The organism is Bacteroidota bacterium (genome assembly GCA_039111535.1).
Classification (GTDB): Bacteria; Bacteroidota; Rhodothermia; order Rhodothermales; family JAHQVL01; genus JBCCIM01.
The window spans coordinates 1-23,461 of record JBCCIM010000057.1 but is presented as its reverse complement, the minus strand read 5'-3'; the positions used below and the strand labels follow the sequence as shown (position 1 = coordinate 23,461).

The following is a 23,461-nucleotide window of genomic DNA, read 5'->3' as shown; positions in this document are numbered from 1 at the left end:
GCTGTAACTGAGGCATATAGCACATCCAATGGTTAGGCTATTCAATATCCATTCGGATTCATGAAAGAAGTACGCGTGCGCGACAAACATTTGTCAGGCCGGCAATCTGGGAAAGCCAAAAGTTTTCGTTGGCTGCAGTGGGGTGCCGTACTAGGTGCTTGCCTGGTACTGTACCTGTATAACGCTTCTTTTTTGGCGCGTCCGCTGGCAGAAGAGCCGTTCTTGCTCGCACACCGTGCACTCGGACAAGCGTTTGATCGCACAGGGCTTACGGCTACTTCTTGTACAGCTGCAAGCATGGTTCCGGCGGGACACGCCTATCTCGAAAATACTTTGCCAGCGATGCGTGCAGCGTTCGGGTACAGCGCTGCCTATGTTGAATTTGATATACATCGCACCGTAGACGATAGTTTTGCTGTATTCCACGACTGGACAACCGATTGCCGCACAGACGGAACGGGGGTAACCCGTGAGCAAACCATGACCGCATTACGGCAGTTGGATATTGGCTTTGGCTATACAGCTGACGGTGGTGAAACCTGGCCTTTCAGAGGCAAAGCGCAGGGCATGATGCCGTCTATGACAGAGGTACTCACTACCTTTCCAGTGAATAATTTTGTCATCGACATCAAAAGCAATGATCCTGAAGAAGGCAAGTTGCTTGCAAAACGCATAGCAGCGCTGGAAGCAAGCTATCAAGGAGAGTTGATACTGACGGGCGGACCTCTAGCAGTTGCTGCTGTTCAAGTACAACACCCGGACCTGCGCGCAGTTACGCGGTCGCAGCTAAAAGCATGTGTTATCAAGTATTTTGCGTTAGGATGGACGGGGTACGTGCCAGCCGCTTGCCGGCAAAGCATGTTGTTGCTGCCGGCAAATGTTGCGCCCTGGATGTGGGGATGGCCGCATCGGTTTGCCCGGCGAATGCACAATGTTGGCACCGATATAGCATTGATAGGGCCATATGACGGTGGTGGGTTTTCACAAGGCTTTGATGACGTCGATGCATTGAAGCAATTACCCACAGACTATGCCGGCGGTATTTGGACAGATCGTATCGATCTCATCAGCACTGCGTTGGCAGATAAATAACAATTCGACAGCAATGGGCTGCTAAACTATTGCAGGAAGCGCTATATTCAAGTTTCCTACCCATCTAAATAGAATGACCTGCAATGAATACGCGTGCTATTTACGGTATAGGCCTGTGTCTATGTCTTATTGGCTGTGGACCATCCAACAATTCTGCTGACCTGATTCTCATCAACGGGAAAATTGTCACAGTCGATGAAGCGATGCCAGAGGCGGCAGCACTTGCTGTAAAGAGTGACACCATTATGGCATTGGGCAGTGTAGAAGCGATAGAGGCATTGCGCGGGCCTGAGACCGAAGTTATTGACCTTGAAGGCAATCTTGCTATTCCAGGATTTATCGAAGGACATGCGCACTTCCTCGGACTTGGCAACGCGCAGATGATTCTTGGGTTGGCTGGCACATCATCATGGCAGGAAATTGTAGATATGGTCGAGGCAGCCGTTGCGGAAGCAGAACCGGGTGAGTGGATCACGGGCCGGGGATGGCACCAGGAAAAATGGGATACCATTCCTGAAGGTGTCATTGATGGTGTGCCTACACATCATGCCCTTAGTGCCATTTCACCAGACAATCCGGTATTGCTGCGGCATGCAAGCGGACATGCAGCGTTTGCCAATGCCCTGGCTTTGCAACTTGGACGTGTTAGTTCAGAGACGCCGAACCCACCGGGTGGCGAAATTGTCCATGATGTCGTTGGGGATCCGACTGGGCTACTTCGGGAAAAGGCGCAAAATTTGGTTTCAAATGCATACCAGGCCTACCTCGATCAGCGGACGCCTGAGCAAATCGAAGCGGACGCCCGAGAAATGGTCAAGCTTGCTTCTGAAGTATCGCTTGCAGCCGGCATTACAAGTTTCCAGGATGCCGGCGCCAGTTTTGAAGACATTGACTTTCTTAAAGGGTTGGTCGATGAAGGCGCGCTTCCGATTCGGCTTTACATCATGATCCGTGGCGAAAGCTTTGAGTCACTCGAACGCATCAGCGATTACTACTTGCCAGACTATGGTGACCATCGTTTGAATGTGCGGTCTATCAAACATGCCATCGATGGCGCGTTGGGCCCCCACGGAGCGTGGCTGCTGGCACCCTATGAAGACATGCCCGAAAGCGCTGGCCTGAATCTCCATCCAGTAGAAGAGTTGGTGAGAACCTCGGAAATAGCACTGGAGAACGGATTCCAGATGAACATCCACGCCATTGGCGACCGCGCGAACAAAGAGGTGCTTGATATCTATGCAGACCTGTTTGCTGCGCATCCTGATAAATCCGACCTGCGGTGGCGTATCGAACACGCCCAACACCTACACCCGGATGATGTGCCGCGCATGGCTGAACTCGGTGTCATAGCTTCTATGCAAGGCGTACATGCCACTTCTGATGGCCCATGGGTACTCAAGCGTTTGGGCGAGAAGCGCGCTGAAGAAGGCGCCTACGTATGGCAAGATTTATGGAATGCCGGCGTTGTGGTCACAAATGGTACCGATGCTCCCGTTGAAGGAATCAGTGCGCTCGAAAGCTACTATGCAACCGTAAGCCGGCGGCTTAAAGATGGTTCGGTGTTTTACGAAGATCAACGATTGTCGCGGTTACAGGCGTTGAAGTCGTATACCATAAACAATGCGTATGCTGCGTTTGAGGAAGACATCAAAGGCACTCTCGAAGTGGGTAAGTTGGCTGACATCACGGTCCTGTCGAAGGACATCCTGGATATTCCCGAAGAAGAAATCCTGGATACAGAAGTGGTTTATACCATTGTTGGCGGCGAAGTAGCTTACAGTAACGCTTCGGAATAAGCATTTTTGACGCTTTGAAAAGGCAGTGATGCTGGTAGCGTATGCCATGATCACTGCTTTTTATGTCACAGCTTTTTCGTCAATGATTGTGTACCCCTTGAGCCGGACTGCTTTCCTGTGTAGAACTCATGTGTTCAGTTGCATGGGCGTCAGAGTGGGCATGCAGGGTAGTGACGCCGCGAAAAACGGTAAGCAGCCCCAGCAGGACGACGATAATTCCGTTGGCGACGTTGAGCCGGCTCCGCCACGCAGGCCGCATCAACGAACCCATTGAGGCAAGCGAGAACAGGGCAGGTATGGTTGCCATACCAAACACGCCCATCACAGCTGCCCCACCAAGCGCGGATCCAGATGCTGTAGCCAATGCCAGGCCGCCATAAACCATGCCACAAGGCAAGACGCCGTTCAGCATACCAAGGAAAAATACGTCCTGCTTTGTGCCCGCCTGTAGTAAGCGCCCCATTTTTCGTGTCAGGCGTCTCCAGTGAGCAAGCGTGGGTTCAAATTTTTTGAGGAGGCCCAGTAACCCGAATCCAACCCAGACCAATGCAAGGCCAAGCAAAATGCTTATGATGCGTTGAGCACCGCCAAACAATGCACCGATCGCGCCACCCAGTGCGCCTGCTACAAGCCCAAGGATCATGTAACTCGTAGTTTTGCCCAGATGATACAGGAATTGGCGTCGGAAGAAGGTGCTTCGAGATTTGGCTGTGTGGACAAGCGTGAGGGCAAATCCGCCGCACATCCCGATACAGTGGACGCTACCAAGCACAGCAAGAAGTAATGCGGATAAAAGCAGGTGCTGCATGCTTTGGTACCTGGTTAGAGATTGCTGGAATCATCTTCTAAAAAAATACGAATGGCCGGCGTTTCCGTGTCGTCAAACTGACCGGAGCGAACGGCCCAGCTAAACGCTGCCACACCAATGCCTGCCAGCAGCAATGCAAGAGGAACAAGGAAGTAGAGTACGTTCATCGCTGAATGGGTTAAGGTTTGCTGTTTGACCGAAATGGGCGTTGCAAAACAGAGCCAAGCACCACCACCAGGGAGCTTGCCGGCATCGCAAGTGCAGCAATGAAGGGTGTGACCAACCCGACAATTGCAGCAGAAGCACCAAGGATGTTGTAGACCAGCGAGAAAGCAAGATTTTTTCTAACAACCCCCATCACCCGGGTTGCGCCAAGAAACGTTTCTACAACGGGTAGCAATCCTTCACGGGTTAAGAACACATCAGCAGCTACCTGGCTTGGTGTTGTACCGCCTTCAACAGTAATGCCGGCATCGGCAATCTGCAAGGCTGCTGCATCATTCACCCCATCACCGACCATGGCTACCACGTGTCCTTCTTTTTGCAAGGCTGCGATGAAAGATTTTTTGCCTTCAGGTGTGATACCTCCCAACGCGTGTGACGCGGCGATATTGAGCGTATTTGCAAATTGACGCACCACAGAAGGATCATCGCCGGATAACAAATAAACCTGTTTTCCGTTTTTGACGAGACACTCCACCAGTGCCGGTGCATCGATCCTGATTCTGTCTCCAAGGGCAAGCACTGCAGCCAGCTTTTTATCCACGCTGATGGCTACCGGCGTGTGCCCTGCGCGCGCGTAGTCGCTGAGTTTTTCTTCCAGACGTTTATCAGGCGTTGCATCGCCAGATACCCAGCCTGGTTTTCCGATCCGCACATGCTGCCCATCAATATTACCTGTTATGCCGCAACCCGGTGTGATTTGTATCGCAATAGGGTTTTGTTCGTCAATGGAGCATAAACCATTGCGGGTGGCTTTCCTGAGAATCGCTTGCGCGATGGGGTGATTGCTATGTTGCTCAAGCTGTGCCGCGAGTTGAATGGCGGCATGGCTACCAGCTGTTTCAACAACAGCCATGCGTCCTTCTGTGAGGGTACCTGTTTTATCGATAACTACGGCATCTACTGATTCAAGCACCTGTACGGCTTCACTGCTTTTTATGAAAATGCCAAGGCGTGCAGCTCGGCCGGCGGCAATGACCATGGCAAGCGGTGTTGCCATCCCAAGTGCACAAGGGCAAGAAATAACAAGCAGCGCAACAACACGCGCGGCCACTTGTCCGGGATCAATCATATACCAGCCAATGGACGTACCGATGGTCAGCAGTAGCAGCACAGCGACAAAATAGCCACTGAGTCGATCCGCCAGCATCACAACCGGTGCGCGTTTCGAGGCATGTTGACCCACCCACGATAGTAGCCGGCCTACGCGGGTCGATTCGCCCGTTGTTACAACCCTGACTTTCACGGGGCTTTGAAGGTTGCTGGTGCCGGCCTCTACCCACATGCCTGCAGCCAATTCTTCTGGCCGGCTTTCTCCCGTCAATACCGACTTGTCAATGATGGACTGGCCGGCAATCACAACCCCATCCACGGGGAAAACCTCACCTGCAGGTACAGCAATTACATCATCTGGACGCAGCGTGTCTACTTTGACTAGTTTTTCGGATTTCGTGTAGGCTGGTTGTGCCTGGGTCAGGCGTGCCATGGTTGGGATGAAATTGAGCAACCGGTCTGTTGCATCTCCTGCAAGGCGGTAACTTCTGAGTTGGAGCCATCGTGCGGTAAGCAAAGCTGCAATCAGGGTAGTAATTGAGTCAAACCATACCTCGCCGTGCCCGCTCACTGTAGCCCACGCACCGTACCCAAATCCAACGAGTATGCCGAGGGAAATAGGCGTGTCCATATGCAGGCCCCGCGCATTGCTATGGCGGATTGCGAGACGTAGGGAAGACCAGGCATTTTGGAAAAACTCGCTGCCTCCATAAACAACCGAGACGAGCGCCAGGACCAGGCTTGCCCAGCGCGCGCCGGTTGCCAGGGCAATATTGCTTGCGTCGCCACTTCCGGAGAGATCGAGGCCGGCATACATGGCAAATGCAAACAACATGACATTCCCTGCCAGCGCCCAGGCCACACCCGTTTTGATAAGTAGCCGGCGTTCTGCCCGCGTTTTATCGTTTCGCTGGCGTTGATGGACCGGATAGGCCTGGTAACCAAACTGTGCCAGCCATTGGGCAACATGGGAAAGCTGCACCTGGTCTGGCTCAAATTGTATGGTTAAATGGCCACGCGAAAGGTCAAGCCGCGCGCTGTTGACGCCGCCCACCTCAGCTGGTAACCGTTCTACAAGCCATACGCAAGCAGCGCAATGTACCCCGTCGAGAAACAGCGTAACGTGCCGACTGGTGCCTGAGGCCGGACGCGTATGGGAATCGAGAAATGCCTGGGTGTCAAGCTCAAGCAGGTGCACATCATGCTGCCGGGCAGCTGCAGGACGCCTGGGCTGATCCGTAGCGGTAAGCTTGCTGAGTTGGTAAAATGTGTTGCTATAGCCGGCTTGTTGGAGGGCTTCATGTACCAACTCACAGCCGGTACAACAGAAATGTGGACCCTGGCCTGCCGGGTGGGAGCCAACGGGCAGGCCGCAATGTCGGCAGGGGGGGGCTGCGGTCAGCCTGTCCTCTTCAATATGCAGGGTATCTACGTCCATTGGCTAAAAGATCAATTCTTTGCGGACAACTTTGCGAAATTGAAACGTGTCTTGTTTTGCATTGATTTCAAAGTCCCATAGGCCTGCAACAGCGCCTGGAAATGTATGTTGATAGGTGCCGGCTCTGGAGGTGTCGTGTATCAAGTCCAGCGTACTGACTGCCTGGGTAAGTTGCGGCCGAAATGTCTTGATCTGCGCTGTGAGCCCTGTGATGGGTTGGCCTGCCCGGTCCACAATGAATACTTCGAGGTTGCCGGCAGTGCTGTTTACGTGGGAAGGGACATACGCAAGAGAGACCTGCCATCCAGCAGCTTCGCTACTTCGCACTAACCTGGAGGTGCTGTCCCACACAATCGCTTTCTCATAATAATTCTCTACCACTTGTGCACCGCCATCAGATCGTGCTGCAAATACAATGGCAAAGCTCGAACCAACGCCGATAACAAGCAGCAAAACGATAACGCCCGGCCAGGCCAGGTGTGGAGGAATCAAGGCCGTATGGGCGTCCGACGTGTTCTGCTGGTCGTGGTTGGTGTTATTCGTTTTCATGATGCCTCTGAGGTTTGTGTAGCCGGCGCATCTGCTGAAGGACCAAGCAGGGTAAAAGGGACCATTTCACGCATGCCGTTATCAAAAAGCAACTCAAACGTTGCTTCGATGGAGTCTCCCGTGAATGCATCTGCAGGAATGACAATCCAGGCTTCAACGCGTTTCATTTCTTCCGGCGCGAGTTGAACAGGACTGGCGCCAATTACCTGTACTTTTGTATCAGCTGGCTGTATTGTGGTAATGGAAAAAGCGGTTGCTTGCTGTTGCTGGTTGCGTACCCGAAACCTGAGCCTGTTTGCGATTCGTCCGTCGGGCAGTACGGTGAAGGGTTCGCCCACGCTCCGGCCCACGTTGATGTCAAAAGCTCCGCGACTGAACACCATGGCAACCAGTGCAACTGCTACGCTCAACATGAGGGCGGAGTAAACCAGTGTGCGAGGCCGTATTTTGTGGGTCGATTTGCCCAGTAGTTCGTTTTCTGAAGTGTACCGGATGAGCCCTTTGGGTTTGTCGATCTTTTCCATGATCACATCACAGGCATCGATGCACTGCGCGCAGGCAATGCACTCCATTTGTAGCCCATCGCGAATGTCGATACCTGTAGGGCAGGTGCGTACACAGGCAAAACAATCGATGCAGTCGCCTTGCGCCGGCACTTCGCCAGCCAACTCTTTTGCGATGATTTTCTTGCTACGTTTTTTGCGCGGCTCTCCACGGTTGGGGTCGTAAGACACGATCATTGAGTCTTCGTCGAGCAATACAGACTGCATACGGGCATACGGACAGGCAATGGTACACATCTGCTCCCTGAAATAACCAAAATCGTACAGGATGAGGCCGGTTGTGCCGGCCATCATGACAAAAAATCCCCAGTTTTCCTGTGGTGGACGCTGTATCCAGTCAATCAGGTTGCTCCAGCCAAGGAAGTACGAAATGAAGACGTGCGCCAGGGCAAGTGAGATGGCGAGGTAGATCAGGAATTTGAGGCTTTTGCGCCATATTTTATCCCAATTCCATGGGCCGGCATCCCGCCTGCGCTGGATGTGTTCTTTGCCTTCAATCCATTTCTCAATGGGCCTGAATACAAATTCCAGGTAAACGGTTTGCGGGCAAGCCCAGCCACACCAAACACGGCCAAGTAGCGCCGTGAACAAGCCCACGCCAAGCACGGTTGATATCATCAACAACAACAGCAGCAAGGTGTCGGTGGGGTAGAGCAGCAACCCGAATAACGCAAACTCGCGGTGTACAAAATCGATGAGGACAGCCGGTTTGCCGTTGATTTGAATGATGGGCAAAGCTACAAATAGCACGATCAAGGCCCAGCCGAACAGTTTTCGGCGCTTGTGATGTTTGCCCAGACTAAGCGTGGGATACACCCACTTGCGCCGGCCATCTTTGCCAAGGGTTGCCATGACCTCTTCTGGCGAGTCGAGGATCTCTGGTTCGTCTATCAGAAATGACCGATTGTAGCTCATGAGGCGCTCCGTTCAAAAAGTTCGCCTTCAGCAGCCTTGGGGTTTTCTGGTGATGTGCCTTCGATGGATCGGATAAATGCTACCAGTTCAGCACGTTGTTCTGGGGAGTAAACGGCTTCCCATGGAGGCATCCCTTTTTCAAGACTGCCCTCGGTGATGATGGCGAAGATGTCTGTGTTTTCTCCGCCCTTGATCCAGTAGGCATCTGTGAGATTGGGGCCTATGAGGCCCTGGCCGTCGGCGCCATGACATGCCGCACATTGGGCTACAAAACTTGCTGCACCGGCTTCAATTCTGGCTGCGTCATTTGCATAATTCTCCAGCGTGACTTCATCTACAGAGAACGCCGGCTGCGCAGCGGCATAGGTGGTGCGGATGGTTTCCAGATCTGCCAGGCTTGCTTCCAGGTCTTTTTCATAGGTGTTGATATATCCTGTCTGGATGCCGACCACGTAGAAAATGGCGAAGAAAAACGAACCAATGAAAATCCCTACCCACCAGCCAGGCATGGGGTTGTCGTATTCTTGAATGCCATCATATTGATGCCCTTTAATCACCGTGTCTTCTGCATTGCTTTCAAGTGGATCTGTGTTTTCCATGTTGCTGTCTATCTGAATACGGGTCTGTAGTTGAAGCTAGTTTAGCGGCAGGTCTACCGTGCGTGCCGGCTCCTGCAGGGGCTGCTGTTTGGCAGCATCGCGGTCTTCCTTTTTCATGGTGATGGCCCAAAGCACAATCGCAGTGAAGGCCACGGCAAAAGCAATGAGGCCAATAATTGGCAGCAGGCCACTGTCTAATGCGCGCACAACTTCTTTCATCATGGTTTTTCTCGGTTGCGTTGATTAGTTGCCGACGGAAGCTTTCAGGTCGGTGCCCAACCGTTGCAGGTAGGCCACCATGGCAATGATTTCTTTGTTTGCCAGGTTGTCGGGCCCCCCCTGCGCCGCTACCTCAGCCGCAATTTCAGCCGCCTGGGTTGATGCCGCGGCAATAGGATCGGATTGCACTGCTGCGCTGTAGGTGACACCAAAACGTTGCAGGACACTAAGCTTTGAGGGTAAGTCGGAGAGGTCCAGTTCTTTTCGCAGTAGCCAATCGTAAGGCGGCATGATCGAGCGGGGGCTGGTAGCGCGAGGGTCCTCCATGTGCCGTACATGCCACAGGTGGGGGTACTTTCCACCTACCCTGGCCAGGTCGGGGCCCGTTCTTTTTGAGCCCCACAGGAAGGGACGCTCGTAGATGGTTTCTCCCGGTTTTGAGTATTCCCCATACCGTTCGAGTTCGTGACGGAAAGGGCGGACCTGTTGGGAGTGGCAGTTGTTGCAGCCTTCGCGGATGTAAATGTCGCGGCCTGTCAATTCGAGGGGCGTCCATGGTTTTACATGCTCGATCCGCGGTACATTTTCTTTCACCAGCACGAGCGGTAAAAATTCAACCACGCCGCCAATCAGAATCGAAATGGTTGTGAGGATGGTGAATAACAGGGGCCACCCTTCGAGTTTTCTGTGCCGGCCACTGAGTTTTATGTATCGTTTCATAATGGTTGTCGGTTTTCTGTGCCAGCATGGATTGTAGCCTGCCGGCGCATGTTAAGCTTGTGGCTGCATCAGGTGGTCGTTTTCGGGACTTCAAAAACCGGATCGGGTAGTTCTTTTGGGGCTTGCTTGATGGTTTTGAAGACGTTGAACATCATCAGCGTTACGCCAACGAGATAGAGCGAACCGCCGATCATGCGGCCCCAGTACATTGGGACTATCTGCACAACCGTTTCCATGAAGTCGGGATAGAGCAGGCGGCCGGCTTCGTCGAATGCGCGCCACATGAGTCCCTGGGTGATGCCGGCGGTGTACATGGAAAAGACATAGAGCAAGATGCCGATGGTGCCGGTCCAGAAGTGTGTATTGGCAAGCCGATCGCTCCAAAGCGGTGTCCTCCAGAGCCGGGGCACAAGCCAGTAGATCATACCGAAGGTCATGAAGCCGTTCCAGCCGAGGGCGCCGGCGTGTACATGGCCGATGGTCCAGTCGGTGTAGTGGCTCAGGGCGTTTACACTTTTGATCGAGAGCATGGGGCCTTCGAATGTTGACATGCCATAGAAGGTGATGCCTATCACAAACATTTTAAGCACAACGCTGTCCCGTAACTTGTGCCAGGCGCCCCGTAGCGTAAACAAACCGTTGATCATGCCGCCCCAACTTGGCATCCACAACATCACAGAGAAGACCATCCCCATGGTTACAGCCCACTCGGGCAACGCCGTGTAATTGAGGTGGTGCGGGCCGGCCCAGATGTAGATGAATACCAGGCTCCAGAAGTGGACAATCGACAGTCGGTAGGAAAAAACAGGGCGTTCAGCAGCTTTCGGGAGAAAGTAATACATCAGGCCGAGAAATGGCGTGGTGAGAAAGAATGCCACTGCGTTGTGCCCATACCACCACTGGATGAATGCATCCTGTACCCCTGCATATATAGGGTAGCTGTGCATTGCTGACCAGGGAATAGCAAGGCTGTTGCCAATATGCAGGATAGCGACCGTTACGATGGTGGCAATGTAAAACCACAGCGCAACATACATGTGTTTTTCCCTGCGCTGCCGCAGGGTGCCAAAGAAGTTAAACGCAAACACAACCCAGATCAGGGTAATCGCAATGTCTATAGGCCATTCCAGTTCGGCGTATTCTTTACTGGTGGATATGCCCGCCGGCAATGTGATGGCGGCAGCAACGATGATGGACTGCCATCCCCAGAAATGTATTTTACTCATTGTATCGCTATACATCCTGGTGCGACACAGACGTTGGGTTGAGTAGTAGATGGCAGCAAAAATTGCATTGCCGGCAAAAGCAAAAATGACCGCATTGGTATGTAATGGGCGCAGCCGGCCAAAAGTCAGGTACTCGCCCATATTTGCCGGCCAGAAGGGCAATTGCAAGGCGATCAAGACGCCCACAAACATCCCTATGAATCCCCATAGAATCGTAGCCAGCACAAACATTCTGACAATTTTTTCATCGTACGCAAAACGCTCCCGGTTGGCGATTGTCCGGGCTGCATCGGGAGCAGTTGCAGCGATGGGTGGCGTCTTTTTTATTTCCATTGTACGTGTGCAGTAAGCGAGATAATTACAGTGTGTGCTTTCACTATAGATTATCGCCTGTCACGCGATTTCACTGCCAGTACAACCAGTATAAAACTGTGGGGGCAACCCCTACGTTATGCTATGGCATCACACGTTTAGGAGGTGGATTGAGCCACTACAATGGTTAAGCCCTGGATGCCGAAAAATGGCTCTCGGGAATTAAAATAGCGGACAATTTGAGTGGTTGCCGGCTGCCAGGTTTGTGGAAAGCGGTGCCGCAATACTTTTTTCAGGCAGCGGGGTTGGGGAGGGGAGCCTGACGGGGCGTAAGGAAGTGCTGGGGTACAAAAAAGGCCGGCGATGCAATTGCACCGCCGGCCTGTATAGACATACAGCAGGATGGGTTTACTCCTGGGTTGAAGGCGGAAGGAGCACGCCTTCGATGATGTGGATTACGCCGTTAGAAGCGGTCACATCAGTCTGGCTCACACGAACACCATTTAGGAAAACGTCGCCGTTCTCAATTGTGATGTCAATGCTTTCACCCTGTACAGTTGTTGCTGTGGTGAGGTTAACAACCTGGTCGGCTGTAACTGCACCAGGTACAACATGGTAAGTCAGGATAGCCTGAAGCGTCTCTTTGTTTTCAGGAAGCAGGAGGTTGTCAAGCGTTCCTTCAGGGAGGCTAGCAAAAGCAGCATCCGTTGGTGCAAATACAGTAAAAGGACCAGCGCCTTGAAGCGTTTCAACAAGCTCAGCAGCCTGTACGGCAGCAACGAGTGTGTCGAAGCCGGCATCAGTGGCAACCTGTACGATATCAGCTTCCACTGCATCGTCATCGCTGTCGTTTGAGTCGCAAGCTGTGGCTACCAGCAAGATCATGGCAAGACCAAGCACAAAGTTGAGTCTCTTGAAGATAGATGTGTGCATTTTATATATGTATTTCAAGTTCATGATGTCATGGTTAGGTCATGAGAAGAGGACAACTGCGCGCGCTGCTCGTCCATCTTCAAATGATCGACTCTAATACACTGCTTCTCTTCGGTGTACACACACCAGGGTGCAAAAAAAACTAGATGTTGGAGAAAAGGGCTTTTTGCGCCCGTTTTGATTTGCAGTTGCAGAGATTGATATGCATGATTGCAGGACTTCCTGCCATCGCACTTTAAAAATCCATCGGGTCAGGTGGCAAAATGCATCTCGCAATATTTCGCATGATTAAACATTTTAGCACAGCTTGTTACGAATTAATACACTATTTTGGGGCACCTTTCACTGCACATGTGTAGAAAAGCTACAATGCGTGGACCCATCTGGTCTTGGCGCGGTAGTTGAAGAAGTTACACTGTACAATTTTGCACCACTGGGTCTTCCTGGCATTTTTCATAATGCATCCCGCACGGGACATGATGCCCTCTTTAAACTCGATCGAACCAAGGAATGAATATCTTAGACGTTATCCTTAAGAATGGCTCTGTAGTAGAGCAGATGTCCAAAAATTTTAATCTTGATGCAGCATCTACGCAGAATGCCATCAAACACATGTTGCCAGCGCTTACGCGTGGGGTCCAGAACAACGTAAAAAAAGAAGGCGGATTGGAAGGGTTGTTTGGCGCGCTGTCAAAAGGCAGCCATAGCAAATACCTGGATCAACCTGAACTGCTCGGGCAGGAAGCCACAAGAACTGATGGCAATGCAATCCTTGGCCATATCCTTGGAAGCAAAGATGTCAGCCGTAATGTAGCCGGCCATGCTGCAAAAGAAACCGGGCTGGATTTTGGTATGATGAAAAAAATGCTGCCTGTTCTTGCTACGGTGGTCATGGGCTCACTTGGCAAACAGACACAGCAGAAAGGTATCCTTGAGCAAGCCATGGGTGGCTTACTTGGCGGTGGTGGTGGCGGTCTCCTCGGCGGCGGTGGTGGCGGCTTACTCGGCGGCCTCGCAAGCGCACTTGGTGGCGGACAGCGGAAATCTAACCCTGCAGCTGATATCCTGGGTTCTTTTCTGGATGCCGACAAAGACGGATCTGCGATGGATGATATACTGGGTATGGCCAAGAAGTTTTTCTAGGGCCACTTGATTTATTGAGAAAGGGAGGCAAAACGATGGTTTTGCCTCCCTTTTTTCTTGCCCCCAGTTTTGATGCTGACCGCCCTTAACGTGCCGCAATATTGATGTTAAAAAAGTCGACACCCAGTTTGGCCAGTTCCATATCCTCTGCTTCTGGTAGTCCGCTTACCCCTATTGCGCCCACAACTTCGCCATCGAGTAGCAAGGGGAGCCCGCCGCCCCAACCCGTATACCTCAAATCACCAAAGTTGGTTAGTGGAAATGGGTCCGTTCGGGAGGCTTCGCCGAGTTGACGGCTGGGTATGCCTTCGCGTGCTGAAGTAAATGCCTTGTTCAGGGCATTCTGGATGGATGGCAAAGGGCAGCCATCCGTTCGCAAGAAAGCCAGCAGTTCGCCATGTGCATCACTGACTGCAATGGCTGCGCCTTTGGCTTGTGCTTCGAGTGCTTTTCTGATCACGGAGAGGATGTCAGCGGCATCCTGGTGGGTGAGACTATGGGTGTTTTTCATGATTTTGTTCGGTGTGAAATACTATTGCGCAGTATGCAACTGTTCAAAGACGTAGAGCAGGTCTTCTATATTGCCATCATACTGCAACGCGCCGGCTTTGAGGCCCTGCTTCAAGGTGGTTGTGCCCGACAAAATGGTTGCCAATACAGCCGAGGTACATTTGATCGTTAGATCTGGCTTGTGAGAGGCATTCGGTTGAATATTGACATGTCCATCATCAAGGGTAATCTGTATAAGTTGCTCATCTACGATAAACGCATAAGAGGCTGAAGTTTGCTGAAACGCGTTGCTCTTGAAAGCCTGTTGTAAGGCCAGTTGTAACCAGCTATGAGATGGCTTGGTTTGGTCTATGCTCGACGGGAGTAACGGTTTTCCCCATGTTAGTAAGGCCTGTATGGTAGGCTGCAAAGCTTCACCTCTGGGGGTTAGGGTATAAGACGTCTGGTTGGTGGTAGTTTGGTGTATAAGGAGACCATTTTGCTCCAGGTCTCGTAGCCGGCTTGTTAGCAGGGTGGATCCTATGCCGGGCAGTTGGTCAATGAGTGCTTTGAATCGTTTGGGACCTGTCAGCAGTTCGCGGATGATCAGCAATGTCCAGCGTTGGCCAACCACATCTAGTGCCTGTGCAATAGCACAATATTGCTGATAAGGCTTATTGCTCATGTTTTTCTTCGCCGAGTTGGTCTATGAGCGCTTGATGTATGCCGCCAAACCCACCATTGCTCATGACAAGCACCACATCGCCGGCCGTGGCTTGCGCTACAAGGTCTGGCAAGATTGCTTCTGCATCAGGATACGCGGCTGCTTCGATGCCAAGCGCGCGGATGTCGTGTATCAGCACGTCGACATCCATAAAATTGGATACGTCATCGTTGTGACGAAACGGAGGGGCACTGATCATGACTGCATGGGCCTCTGCAAAAGCAGCTACATATCGATCCTGGAAATCTTTGCGCCGGCTGGTGTTGGATCGCGGTTCAAAAATGGCCCGTATTTGTCGATCCGGGTAGCCGCGCTTAATGGCTGCAATTGTTTCTTTAACAGCCGTGGGGTGGTGAGCAAAGTCGTCTATGATCACGATGTCATTGATGACGGCACGCACTTCTTGCCGGCGTTTCATGCCCTGGTAAGTTGCAAGGCCTGCTGCGTAAGCGGCCGGCGCAATGCCTTCCGCAAGCAACAATGCACAGGCACCCAGGGCATTACTGAGGTTATGTGCCCCGTGCATGGGCAAAAACAACTGCGCAACCGGGGTATCAGCTACTGTGAGGGTAAAGTGCTGCCCCTTGTTGTCTGAGGTAAGATTGATTGCTGATACGTGGTTGCTGTTGTCGAGTCCGTAGGTCACAACCTTCGCATTGGTATGTGCTGCCAGTGCTGCTACAGGTTGGTGGTCACCACAAAGCACGAGGGTGCCGTCTGCCGGCAGCAACCCTGCGAACTTTCTAAATGCAGCTTGATAGATCTCCCAGTTGGCGTAGATGTCGGTGTGGTCCAGTTCCATCGACGTGACGATGGCGCTTTGCGGCTGGTAATGCAGAAATTTGGGTTGCTTGTCAAAATAGGCGCTGTCGTATTCATCTCCTTCAATGACAAAATGTGGACCAGTACCTACCTGGTAACTTGTATCGCGGCCCTGCATTACACCGCCAACCAGAAAACCCGGGTCTTTGCCGGCGGCCTCAAGCATATGTGTGACAAGCCCTGTTGTAGAGGTTTTGCCGTGTGTGCCGGCAATAACGAGGCTGCGCCGGTTGGCCAGGAAAAAGTGCGCCAGCGCTTCAGGGAAAGACTGCTGCACAAGGCCATGCGTTCGGGCATAAGCTGCTTCCGGATGCGTTGGAGTGCAAGCGTTGCCCACAATGACCAGATCGGGGGCTGGGTTAAGGTGTGCGGCATTGTAACCCTTGAAAACAGTAATTCCGTCATTGGCCAGCCTGGTACTCATCGGGGGATATACATTTTGATCAGCACCACGTACAGCATGACCGGCAGCTTTGAGGAGGCCTGCAAGGGAGCCCATACCTGTGCCGCAAATGCCAATGAGGTAGATATCCCGGATTGCTGTTGGAGGAGGAACGACGGGGCGTTCAAAAATACGCAGATGAGCGTCCGGGAGCGCGTGGATGTCCATAAAGAGAGCTACAAGTTGGCCACGTCCGAGCCAGGGTCAGATAACTTGGGTGAAGGCGGCGGGGGAGGCGGCAGGTACTCTGGACCGTTAAATTCTTCGAGGTTTTCAGAGACGAGGCCCAGGCGCTGTGCACGAATGAGCCATTGTTGGCGGGCCAGTTCCTGCATGTCCGTTACGGCATCCGCTTCATCAACAATTTCCATCCCGAGTAACGTTTCAACGATGTCTTCCATCGTCACGATGCCGGCAAAGCCGCCGTATTCGTCAACAACCATGGCTATATGATCCAGCCGGCCTGTGAGGCGCTCAAACAGCGCTGAGAGCGGCATGGTGTCTGGCACAACCGTGATTTCTCGCATCAGGTTCTCGAGTGGCTGATTGCCCTTGCCCTGGGCTGCTTTAAGTAAAATCTGGTCTTTTAGTACATACCCAATCACTTGGTCGCGGTTTTCGCGATAAACCACAATACGCGAGAATCGAAAATCTTTGCCTTCTGCGACAACTTCGTCGATTGTTTTGTCAACCGGAAGCGCATAAACCACAATGCGCGGGGTCATGATATCTTTTACGAGGATCGACGCAAACCTGAACAGGTTTTTCAGGATGCGCGATTCGTTTTCTTCAAACACACCTTCTTTCTGGCCCATTTCAGCCAGCGCAGTGAACTCCTCCCGGCTAATCGTGGCTTTAACACGGTTTCGGGTTAACAGGTGTGTAATGCCATCTGAAAGCAGGATCAGCGGCATGCTTATAAACATGGCCGGCTTGAGTATTTTTACCACAAATGGCGCGAGTATCCGCCAGTGCAGTGCCCCAAGGGTTTTGGGGATAATTTCAGAAAATACAAGAATAAGCAGGGTAAGAATAGCAGAGAATACACCAACAGATATGCTTTCAAACACAATGGCTGCCTGTGCACCTGCGCCAGCTGCACCCATGGTATTGGCAACTGTATTCCAGCTCAGAATTGTTGCCAGCGGACGGTCGATTTTGGCTTTCATTTCCCGCAGCGTTGTGCCGACAGGATTGCCATCTTTTTCTAATGCGGCTACGTAAGACGGCGTGACCGATAGAATAACGGCTTCCATGATGGAGCATAGAAAAGAGACTCCAATCGCCAGTCCTACATAGAATAGAAGTAAACTCATACGCGTCTAACGCACAAGCCCTTAAAAAGGATGCGAAATTGAGACCTGTTATAAAAAGAAAAGGGAAACACCTCGCTGGCCCATGGGCATTTGCGAAGTGTTTCCCGCGAGGATAATGGCAAAGTAACCAGTTAAGCGTTTGTCCGAATCGCTTATGCTACTCTTCAATCGGGGTTTCTGCGCCTTTACTGTGTGGATCAGGTTGGTTGCCCTGATTCGTGTAGCGCGTTGACCATTTATCAGCAGCTTTGGTGAATCCATCGCCGGCGCCGGCAACGGCTTCTTGTGCTTTCTGATTGCTGCTAAACAGGTCCCTGAATCGCATTGAGAGCGAATCAAACACTGAATACATCACCGGTACAATAACCAGGGTCAGGAAGGTAGCAAACGTAAGCCCACTGATAATCGACGTCCCCATGGGCCCCCAAAAATCCGTATTGGCAGAGCCAATGGTAAAGTTGGCGTTGAGATTTGTGATCAATCCAACAAAGTCGATATTGAGCCCGAAGGTCAGCGGAATCAAGCCGAGTACAGTGGTGAGGGCTGTAAGTACAACCGGGCGCAAGCGTGTTGCGCCGCCTTCGATGATCGCAGCACTTTTGTCCATGCCCGTATTACGGAGCTGCACAATGTAGTCGATCAGTACGATGTTGTTGTTCACCACAATGCCGGCCAAACTGATCACCCCGATGAAGGTCATGAGGCCAAAGGGCGTGCGCGTGAGGATCAGTCCAAGCAGTACACCTATGAGGCTTAGGCCAACCGCTACCATGATGATAAACGGTGAGCTGACATTGTTGAATTGGGCCACCAGAATCATGAAGATTAGTGATACGCCAATCAGCAATACATAAGTCAGGAAGCCAAAGCTTTCCTGCTGTTCTTCGCTCTCGCCTGTATAGGTAAGCGAGTAGCCTGGTGGCAGGGAGTTTTCGTAATCTGCAAGCATTCCCTGAACCTGTCCAAGGATGGCATTGCCGTTGAAGCCACTGGCTGCCTTTCCTGTTACAGTTGCAACCCGCGACAAGTCGAGGCGCGTGATCGATCCCAGTCCACCTTGTACTTCTGTCTCCGCAATTGAAACCAGCGGAATCTGGTCACCTTCGTACAGGATGGTCAAGTTCTTGATGCTTTCCAGACTCGAACGGTCAAACTCGGACAACCGAACGGTGATGTCATATTCGTCATCGCCTGTCCGGTATTTGCCGGCTTCGGTACCGTTAATGGCCGATCGTACGGTAGAAGCAATCTGGCTGGTGTTCAGTCCAAATCGTGCTGCGCGCTCACGGTCAATTTTTACGTTGAGCTCTGGCCGGCCGGTGTTGAGGTTATCAGCCACATCAACGAGGCCAGGGATAGCGCCCGTTTCAGAGGCTTCCGTGAGCATATCTTTGACCTTCTTGGTGATTTCGATGATGGTGCCAAAGTCATCACCTGTCACCTCAATGTTTACAGGTGCGCCTGTAGGTGGCCCATTTTGATCCTGGGTAAATTCAACCTCGGTACCTGGAATGCCCTTGAGTTGATCGCGCAGCGCATCCATGGTAACCGTGGATTCTTCTGCCCTGTCCTCATAATCCATGAGGTTCAGCGTGATCTGGGAGCTTTCTGGCCCCAGTGCGCCACCGCCAAACATAGCGTCTCCCCCGATCCCTACATTCATGAGCACATTTTTGACATTTGCGCGAGACGTTGGGTTTTGCTCCAGGAGCTGATCAATGCGCTCCTGTGCTTCAAGGGCGATCTCGTTACTTGTTTCAACGTTGGTACCAAGCGGAGCGTCAAACGTAACCGCAATCAGGTTCGGATCTGTTGCGGGGAAGAATTCGACACCAGTCGGTGCAAGGCCGAAGAGCATGAAAATCGCAACGAGCGAGCCCAGCGTGCCATTGAGGAGGCGCGCCCGGTTATCTGTCAGGATAAGTTGTTCACGTTTGTTGAAAGCCCAGCCGGCAAGTCCGGTTACGATGATTAGCAAGGGTACTGTTACCAGCACCCCAATGGTTGCACCGTCGAGATCTTTTCCTGCGAGGTACATGAGGCCAAGTATAAAGGCCATAACGCCGCCAAAAATAAGGCCGGCGCGCATGCTGCTTTTGCCGCCAATATAAATACTCTCAAACGTATGAAAGAGGATGCCAAGCAGCCCAAGCGCAGCAAGCGCCATTCCCGGGAATAGGAGTACGTTGCCGGCAGCTGAGGAGCCCATGATGGAGGCGGCAATTGCGCCGAGGAGGCACAGAATTAGACCACCAGTGAACGCGCCCAGCGCCAGGGTATTCCGTAACATAGCCCGTTTCACGCTGTAGTCGCGTTGCAACATCCAGCGAATAAAGCCGCGGTACCGGTCCACCAGTTTTGGCAATCCTTCTCGTACAAAGCGTTCGCCGACGGGTTTGAAAAAGTACTTGTTGAGGAAGTAAAAGAGGATAATGGCTGAGCCAAGTACAACAAGTGATTTCCAGTTCGCGATGCCAAGGATTAGACCAAGTACGAGAATGACTACGGCAGAAACCCTTTTTGCTGTCGTCTTCCGCTGAGCTGCTTCTTCGCCTTCCAGCTTTACAAAAATACCGGTAATCACCGGATTGATGATAATGGCTACAAACAGGGAAGAGGTCAGCGTAATAATGAGGGTGAGCGGAAGATAACTCATGAATTCCCCAATAATGCCAGGCCAGAAAAGCATCGGGGCAAATGCAGCTACCGTTGTTGCCGTGGATGCTACAACAGCCCCCCCTACTTCGTTGGTGCCGAGCCGAGCAGCCTCAAATCGGGAATGGCCTTTCTCTCGATATCTGTAAATGTTTTCTACAATCACCACCGCGTTATCAACCAGCATGCCGAGGGCAATGATAAGGCTGAAAAGAATGATGAAGTTCAGCGTGTATCCCAGCGATTGGAGCAGGATAAACGAAATGAACATCGAGAGGGGGATAGCAATGCCGACAAGAAACGCATTGCGAATGCCAAGGAAGAACAAAAGTACAGCAACCACAAAGAGGAGGCCGCTAATAATGTTGTTCTCTAGGTCCTTAATCATCGATTCGACATAGTAGCTCATGTCGCCCGTCACCACGTATTCTGTGCCGTTGGGGAAGGCATACGTTTCGAGCTTGTCGTCGATGAGTTCTACCGTTTCCAGGATGTTAGCGCCTGGCCGGTTTTTGATGTTCAGGCTTACAACTTGTAGCGTCGTAATTTCTTCCTCGGAAAGCGGAGTCACATTACGGTCGCGGTCTTCTTCCTGAAAAATCTCGAGCCTGGAGAAGGTTGCCCGATCCTTGAAGCCAAACACTACATCCGCAACATCACGGATATACACCGGCGTGCCATCAGGGGCATCAATGACAATCTCTCTCAACTCTTCCGGGGTATCAATCTCACCATTTACCCGCACGAGATAATTGGTTCTGTCCACGTCGACGGAGCCACCCGGTATGTTGGTGTTTTCCTGTTGGATTGCACCGATAACATCTTCAAAAGCCAGGTTGTATCCTTGAAGTTTGTTCAGGTTGACGTTGACCTGCACTTCACGCTCGAGCCCGCCAATGAGGTCGACATCAAGGACGGAAGGAATGCTCTCCAACTCGTCTTCAAGCTCTTCTGCAACTTCTTTCAACCGGGCAAGCGAGTATTCTGCCGCCAGGTTGATGGTCATGATTGGAAATTCCTGAACATCGATTTCGTTAACCAGTGGCTCTTCAGCCTCGCCAGGGATATCGGCTTTGGCGATGTTTACTTTGTCGCGCACCTTTTGAAGTGCATCGTCAATAGATACTTCCGGGCCAAATTCGATGACGACCGTTGATACCCCTTCAGTAGACGTCGAGCGAATTTCCGTGATGCCATTGAGGCTTTGTACTTCTTGCTCAATGTGCTGGGTGATCAACGACTCAATGTCATCCGGGCTTGCTCCCGGATACACCGTGGTTACGATGATGTTGGGAATCTCAATCGAGGGATTAGATTCTTTTGGGATGGTTTGATAGCTGATCAAGCCGCCTATAACAAGTAGCGCTGTCAGTACGAGAATACTGGTCCGATAGCGTATGGCGAGGTTTGTAATTCTCATTTGCTCTTCTGAGAGGCTTGGGGAGTTCCGTTAAAATTACCATAGCGGTTTTACCGCTTACTGATTTTGTGCGTCCAAGGCTGCGATAGCCGACTGGGAGGTATTGACCACCTCGACAGCATCGCCACTGGTGAGATTGTATTGCCCCAGGATGACAATTTCATCGCCGGCATACAGGCCTTGCTCAACAACTACTTTGCCGCCATAAGCTGGCCCCAGTGTTACGGAGCGGCGCTCTGCTACCAGAGTACCGCCTTCATCTATAACCACAAAAACGCTGTGCCCTGTTTCGTCGAGTGGTACCGCGTCTTGCGGGATGACAATGACATCTTGTAATGACTGGCGCGTGAGGTACAGGCGGGCAACCATTTCAGGCTTAAGCGTCTGTGCAGCATTGTCAAGTTGAATTTCGACAGGGAACGTCCTGTTGTTGACATTGATAGCGCTGCCGGTAAAATTGACAACGCCGTCGAATTCTTCACCTCCATAGGCGTCAAGCATGATCTTTACGGGGGCGCCTACTTTGATGTCGTTTGCATACCGCTCTGGTACGCCGGCTGAAATTTTTACACGACTTGTGTTCACAATGCGTGCAATCTGAGAACCTGGCATGACCTGCTCGCCTACTTCAGCAAAAAACGTTTCGACCGTACCACCAAAGGATGCGGTGATACGCGTATTGTCGAGTTGCTCACGCAATTGAGACTTCACAGCTTTTGCCTGATTGAGCTGCGCTGAAGCCTGGTTGTATTGCGCCCGAACGCTTTCAAACTCAATTGCACTGATGATAGAGTCCTGGAAAAGTGGCTCTTGCCGCGCGTAGGTATCACTCGCGAGGTCGTATTGTGCCTGCGCTGATGCTACCTGCGCAACGACTTGCTGGTAAGAGGCATGTGTGAGGGTAGAATCAATCTGGGCAATGCGTCCGCCTCGTCTTACATAGGCGCCGCGTGGTACGCGGTACACAAGTGTGCCGGTACCCTGGGCAGAAACGGTTGCATCATTGTATGCTTCAACCGAACCCGTAACCTCAATCACATCGTCAAAAGCTGAAGGACTGAGCAGCAGCGTCTCAACGCGTACCTGGCGTTGTTGCTTGGCAGTTGTTTCCTCATTTGCGGGGGCTGCAACAGCTGTTTCGGTTTCCGTGCTGTCTGGCGCACCGCAACCGGCCAGGATGACCAGGGCGATCATAATAGTCATCCAACGCTGTGCTGTTTTTTTTACTTTTATATTAACGTAGGTATCTGTCATTTCTAGTTTTCCTCGAAGGAATTGATGGCTGTCTTGCTGTTATCGCGCAGCAAGGTTAAAGTCGTCGGGTTTGGCAAGCGGCATGCCTACGGCGGTTTCGAATGCGCTCTGTGCCCGCAGGAAATCGTGGATGGCCTGCAAGTAATTCAGTTTGCTTTGGTCGAGTTGGTCCGATGCGTTGCGTTCCTCAAGTGGACTCGAAACACCTTCTTGCAGTCGCTTTTGTGCAAACGTGTAATTCAGTGAAGCGCGGTCAACATTTTTCTCCTGACTCAGGATTTGCCGGCGTGCAGCTTCCAGGTTGCGCAGGGCAAGTGATACTTCCTGTCGTATGCCCTGAAGTTGCTGGTCGTATTGTACCTTTGCGCGGTCGGCAGCCAGTTTCTGTTGCTGGGCCCGTGCGCGGTTTTGAAAACCATCAAACAAACGCCAGTTGAGCCGAATCCCTACGCTGAATGACTGGTCCCAGTAATTCGAGCTAAAGACGCCATTACTCCCTTGCGAGAAGCTAAACGGGTCATTGGGGTTTGTGAGGATGAACGTCCGATTTGTGGGCACGTTGCCGACATAGCTATAATTGGCAAAAGCAGTAAGCGTGGGCAGATATCCTGTCTGCGTCACCTTTGCATTAATTTGCTGCAGTTCGATGCTAAGGCGAATTTGCTCCAGGTCAGGGCGCTTTTCAAGCGCCAGGAATACGGCGTCTTCACTGCTGATGGTCAGGTAAGCGCCCATGTCCTGGGCTTCGAGT

The 23,461-nt window shown here is 51.9% G+C and carries 19 protein-coding genes and 1 pseudogene; 3 read left to right on the top strand and 17 right to left on the bottom strand.

Annotation, left to right across the window (positions count from 1 at the left end):
- Positions 1 to 60: 60 nt before the first annotated feature.
- Entirely contained in the window at positions 61 to 1,092 is a 1,032-nt protein-coding gene (locus AAF564_11050; protein ID MEM8486078.1) for a glycerophosphodiester phosphodiesterase family protein, read from the top strand.
- An 83-nt stretch (positions 1,093 to 1,175) separates the two neighbouring features.
- Positions 1,176 to 2,888, top strand: a complete 1,713-nt coding sequence (locus tag AAF564_11045) for an amidohydrolase (protein ID MEM8486077.1) — start codon at positions 1,176 to 1,178, stop codon at positions 2,886 to 2,888.
- Between the two features lie 79 nt (positions 2,889 to 2,967).
- Here the strand turns inward: AAF564_11045 and AAF564_11040 are convergent, their stop codons facing one another.
- The 10 genes and pseudogenes from AAF564_11040 to AAF564_10995 all read right to left on the bottom strand — a co-directional run bounded on the left by AAF564_11040 (position 2,968) and on the right by AAF564_10995 (position 12,397).
- A complete protein-coding gene (locus AAF564_11040; GenBank protein MEM8486076.1) occupies positions 2,968 to 3,696 on the bottom strand; it encodes a sulfite exporter TauE/SafE family protein in 729 nt (242 codons plus the stop codon).
- A 14-nt stretch (positions 3,697 to 3,710) separates the two neighbouring features.
- On the bottom strand, positions 3,711 to 3,863 hold the full coding sequence (gene ccoS, locus AAF564_11035; protein MEM8486075.1) for a cbb3-type cytochrome oxidase assembly protein CcoS: 153 nt from the start codon (positions 3,861 to 3,863) through the stop codon (positions 3,711 to 3,713).
- An 11-nt stretch (positions 3,864 to 3,874) separates the two neighbouring features.
- Positions 3,875 to 6,409: a heavy metal translocating P-type ATPase metal-binding domain-containing protein gene (locus tag AAF564_11030; GenBank protein MEM8486074.1), complete on the bottom strand. Its 2,535-nt coding sequence runs from the start codon at positions 6,407 to 6,409 to the stop codon at positions 3,875 to 3,877.
- Positions 6,410 to 6,412: 3 nt separating this feature from the next.
- Complete coding sequence (locus AAF564_11025; protein ID MEM8486073.1) at positions 6,413 to 6,958, bottom strand: FixH family protein; 546 nt, start codon at positions 6,956 to 6,958, stop codon at positions 6,413 to 6,415.
- Positions 6,955 to 8,436 (bottom strand): cytochrome c oxidase accessory protein CcoG, encoded by a 1,482-nt coding sequence (gene ccoG, locus AAF564_11020; GenBank protein MEM8486072.1) that lies wholly within the window; start codon positions 8,434 to 8,436, stop codon positions 6,955 to 6,957. Before ccoG ends, AAF564_11025 begins: the two co-directional genes overlap by 4 nt.
- Entirely contained in the window at positions 8,433 to 9,035 is a 603-nt protein-coding gene (locus AAF564_11015; GenBank protein MEM8486071.1) for a cbb3-type cytochrome c oxidase N-terminal domain-containing protein, read from the bottom strand. The genes ccoG and AAF564_11015 overlap by 4 nt, the downstream gene beginning before the upstream one ends.
- A gap of 36 nt (positions 9,036 to 9,071) precedes the next feature.
- Positions 9,072 to 9,257, bottom strand: a complete 186-nt coding sequence (locus tag AAF564_11010) for a hypothetical protein (GenBank protein MEM8486070.1) — start codon at positions 9,255 to 9,257, stop codon at positions 9,072 to 9,074.
- A 21-nt stretch (positions 9,258 to 9,278) separates the two neighbouring features.
- Entirely contained in the window at positions 9,279 to 9,974 is a 696-nt protein-coding gene (gene ccoO, locus AAF564_11005; GenBank protein ID MEM8486069.1) for a cytochrome-c oxidase, cbb3-type subunit II, read from the bottom strand.
- 125 nt (positions 9,975 to 10,099) lie between these two features.
- A pseudogene (ccoN, locus tag AAF564_11000) lies at positions 10,100 to 11,431 on the bottom strand (cytochrome-c oxidase, cbb3-type subunit I).
- Between the two features lie 489 nt (positions 11,432 to 11,920).
- Positions 11,921 to 12,397, bottom strand: coding sequence for a fasciclin domain-containing protein (locus tag AAF564_10995; protein MEM8486068.1), 477 nt, complete (start codon positions 12,395 to 12,397; stop codon positions 11,921 to 11,923).
- Between the two features lie 558 nt (positions 12,398 to 12,955).
- On the opposite strand from AAF564_10995, the gene AAF564_10990 reads away from it, so the two are divergent.
- A complete protein-coding gene (locus tag AAF564_10990) occupies positions 12,956 to 13,588 on the top strand; it encodes a DUF937 domain-containing protein (protein ID MEM8486067.1) in 633 nt (210 codons plus the stop codon).
- A gap of 85 nt (positions 13,589 to 13,673) precedes the next feature.
- Here AAF564_10990 and AAF564_10985 read toward each other — a convergent pair whose 3' ends face one another.
- From AAF564_10985 to AAF564_10955, 7 genes are all read right to left on the bottom strand, one after another.
- Positions 13,674 to 14,099 (bottom strand): heme-binding protein, encoded by a 426-nt coding sequence (locus AAF564_10985; GenBank protein MEM8486066.1) that lies wholly within the window; start codon positions 14,097 to 14,099, stop codon positions 13,674 to 13,676.
- A 21-nt stretch (positions 14,100 to 14,120) separates the two neighbouring features.
- Positions 14,121 to 14,762 (bottom strand): winged helix-turn-helix transcriptional regulator, encoded by a 642-nt coding sequence (locus AAF564_10980; GenBank protein MEM8486065.1) that lies wholly within the window; start codon positions 14,760 to 14,762, stop codon positions 14,121 to 14,123.
- Positions 14,752 to 16,233 carry a Mur ligase family protein gene (locus tag AAF564_10975; GenBank protein MEM8486064.1) on the bottom strand — a complete coding sequence of 494 codons (1,482 nt, stop codon included), beginning with the start codon at positions 16,231 to 16,233 and terminating at the stop codon, positions 14,752 to 14,754. The genes AAF564_10980 and AAF564_10975 overlap by 11 nt, the downstream gene beginning before the upstream one ends.
- An 8-nt stretch (positions 16,234 to 16,241) precedes the next feature.
- Entirely contained in the window at positions 16,242 to 17,381 is a 1,140-nt protein-coding gene (locus AAF564_10970; GenBank protein MEM8486063.1) for a hemolysin family protein, read from the bottom strand.
- Positions 17,382 to 17,538: 157 nt separating this feature from the next.
- Positions 17,539 to 21,456, bottom strand: coding sequence for an efflux RND transporter permease subunit (locus AAF564_10965; GenBank protein ID MEM8486062.1), 3,918 nt, complete (start codon positions 21,454 to 21,456; stop codon positions 17,539 to 17,541).
- Between the two features lie 57 nt (positions 21,457 to 21,513).
- Positions 21,514 to 22,710 carry an efflux RND transporter periplasmic adaptor subunit gene (locus tag AAF564_10960; protein ID MEM8486061.1) on the bottom strand — a complete coding sequence of 399 codons (1,197 nt, stop codon included), beginning with the start codon at positions 22,708 to 22,710 and terminating at the stop codon, positions 21,514 to 21,516.
- A 39-nt stretch (positions 22,711 to 22,749) separates the two neighbouring features.
- Positions 22,750 to 23,461 (bottom strand): TolC family protein (locus AAF564_10955; protein MEM8486060.1); only part of this gene is annotated, 712 nt, incomplete at its 5' end.

Bases quoted from the DNA above. Each gene is read 5' to 3' on its own strand.
- AAF564_10960 (MEM8486061.1), bottom strand. From the start codon at position 22,710: ATGACAGATACCTACGTTAATATAAAAGTAAAAAAAACAGCACAGCGT.
- AAF564_11025 (MEM8486073.1), bottom strand. From the start codon at position 6,958: ATGAAAACGAATAACACCAACCACGACCAGCAGAACACGTCGGACGCC.
- AAF564_10990 (MEM8486067.1), top strand. From the start codon at position 12,956: ATGAATATCTTAGACGTTATCCTTAAGAATGGCTCTGTAGTAGAGCAG.
- AAF564_10995 (MEM8486068.1), bottom strand. From the start codon at position 12,397: ATGATCTTGCTGGTAGCCACAGCTTGCGACTCAAACGACAGCGATGAC.
- AAF564_10985 (MEM8486066.1), bottom strand. From the start codon at position 14,099: ATGAAAAACACCCATAGTCTCACCCACCAGGATGCCGCTGACATCCTC.
- AAF564_11030 (MEM8486074.1), bottom strand. From the start codon at position 6,409: ATGGACGTAGATACCCTGCATATTGAAGAGGACAGGCTGACCGCAGCC.
- AAF564_11010 (MEM8486070.1), bottom strand. From the start codon at position 9,257: ATGATGAAAGAAGTTGTGCGCGCATTAGACAGTGGCCTGCTGCCAATT.
- AAF564_10965 (MEM8486062.1), bottom strand. From the start codon at position 21,456: ATGAGAATTACAAACCTCGCCATACGCTATCGGACCAGTATTCTCGTA.
- AAF564_11040 (MEM8486076.1), bottom strand. From the start codon at position 3,696: ATGCAGCACCTGCTTTTATCCGCATTACTTCTTGCTGTGCTTGGTAGC.
- AAF564_11050 (MEM8486078.1), top strand. From the start codon at position 61: ATGAAAGAAGTACGCGTGCGCGACAAACATTTGTCAGGCCGGCAATCT.
- AAF564_10970 (MEM8486063.1), bottom strand. From the start codon at position 17,381: ATGAGTTTACTTCTATTCTATGTAGGACTGGCGATTGGAGTCTCTTTT.
- ccoG (MEM8486072.1), bottom strand. From the start codon at position 8,436: ATGAGCTACAATCGGTCATTTCTGATAGACGAACCAGAGATCCTCGAC.
- AAF564_10980 (MEM8486065.1), bottom strand. From the start codon at position 14,762: ATGAGCAATAAGCCTTATCAGCAATATTGTGCTATTGCACAGGCACTA.
- AAF564_11015 (MEM8486071.1), bottom strand. From the start codon at position 9,035: ATGGAAAACACAGATCCACTTGAAAGCAATGCAGAAGACACGGTGATT.
- ccoO (MEM8486069.1), bottom strand. From the start codon at position 9,974: ATGAAACGATACATAAAACTCAGTGGCCGGCACAGAAAACTCGAAGGG.
- ccoS (MEM8486075.1), bottom strand. From the start codon at position 3,863: ATGAACGTACTCTACTTCCTTGTTCCTCTTGCATTGCTGCTGGCAGGC.
- AAF564_11045 (MEM8486077.1), top strand. From the start codon at position 1,176: ATGAATACGCGTGCTATTTACGGTATAGGCCTGTGTCTATGTCTTATT.
- AAF564_10975 (MEM8486064.1), bottom strand. From the start codon at position 16,233: ATGGACATCCACGCGCTCCCGGACGCTCATCTGCGTATTTTTGAACGC.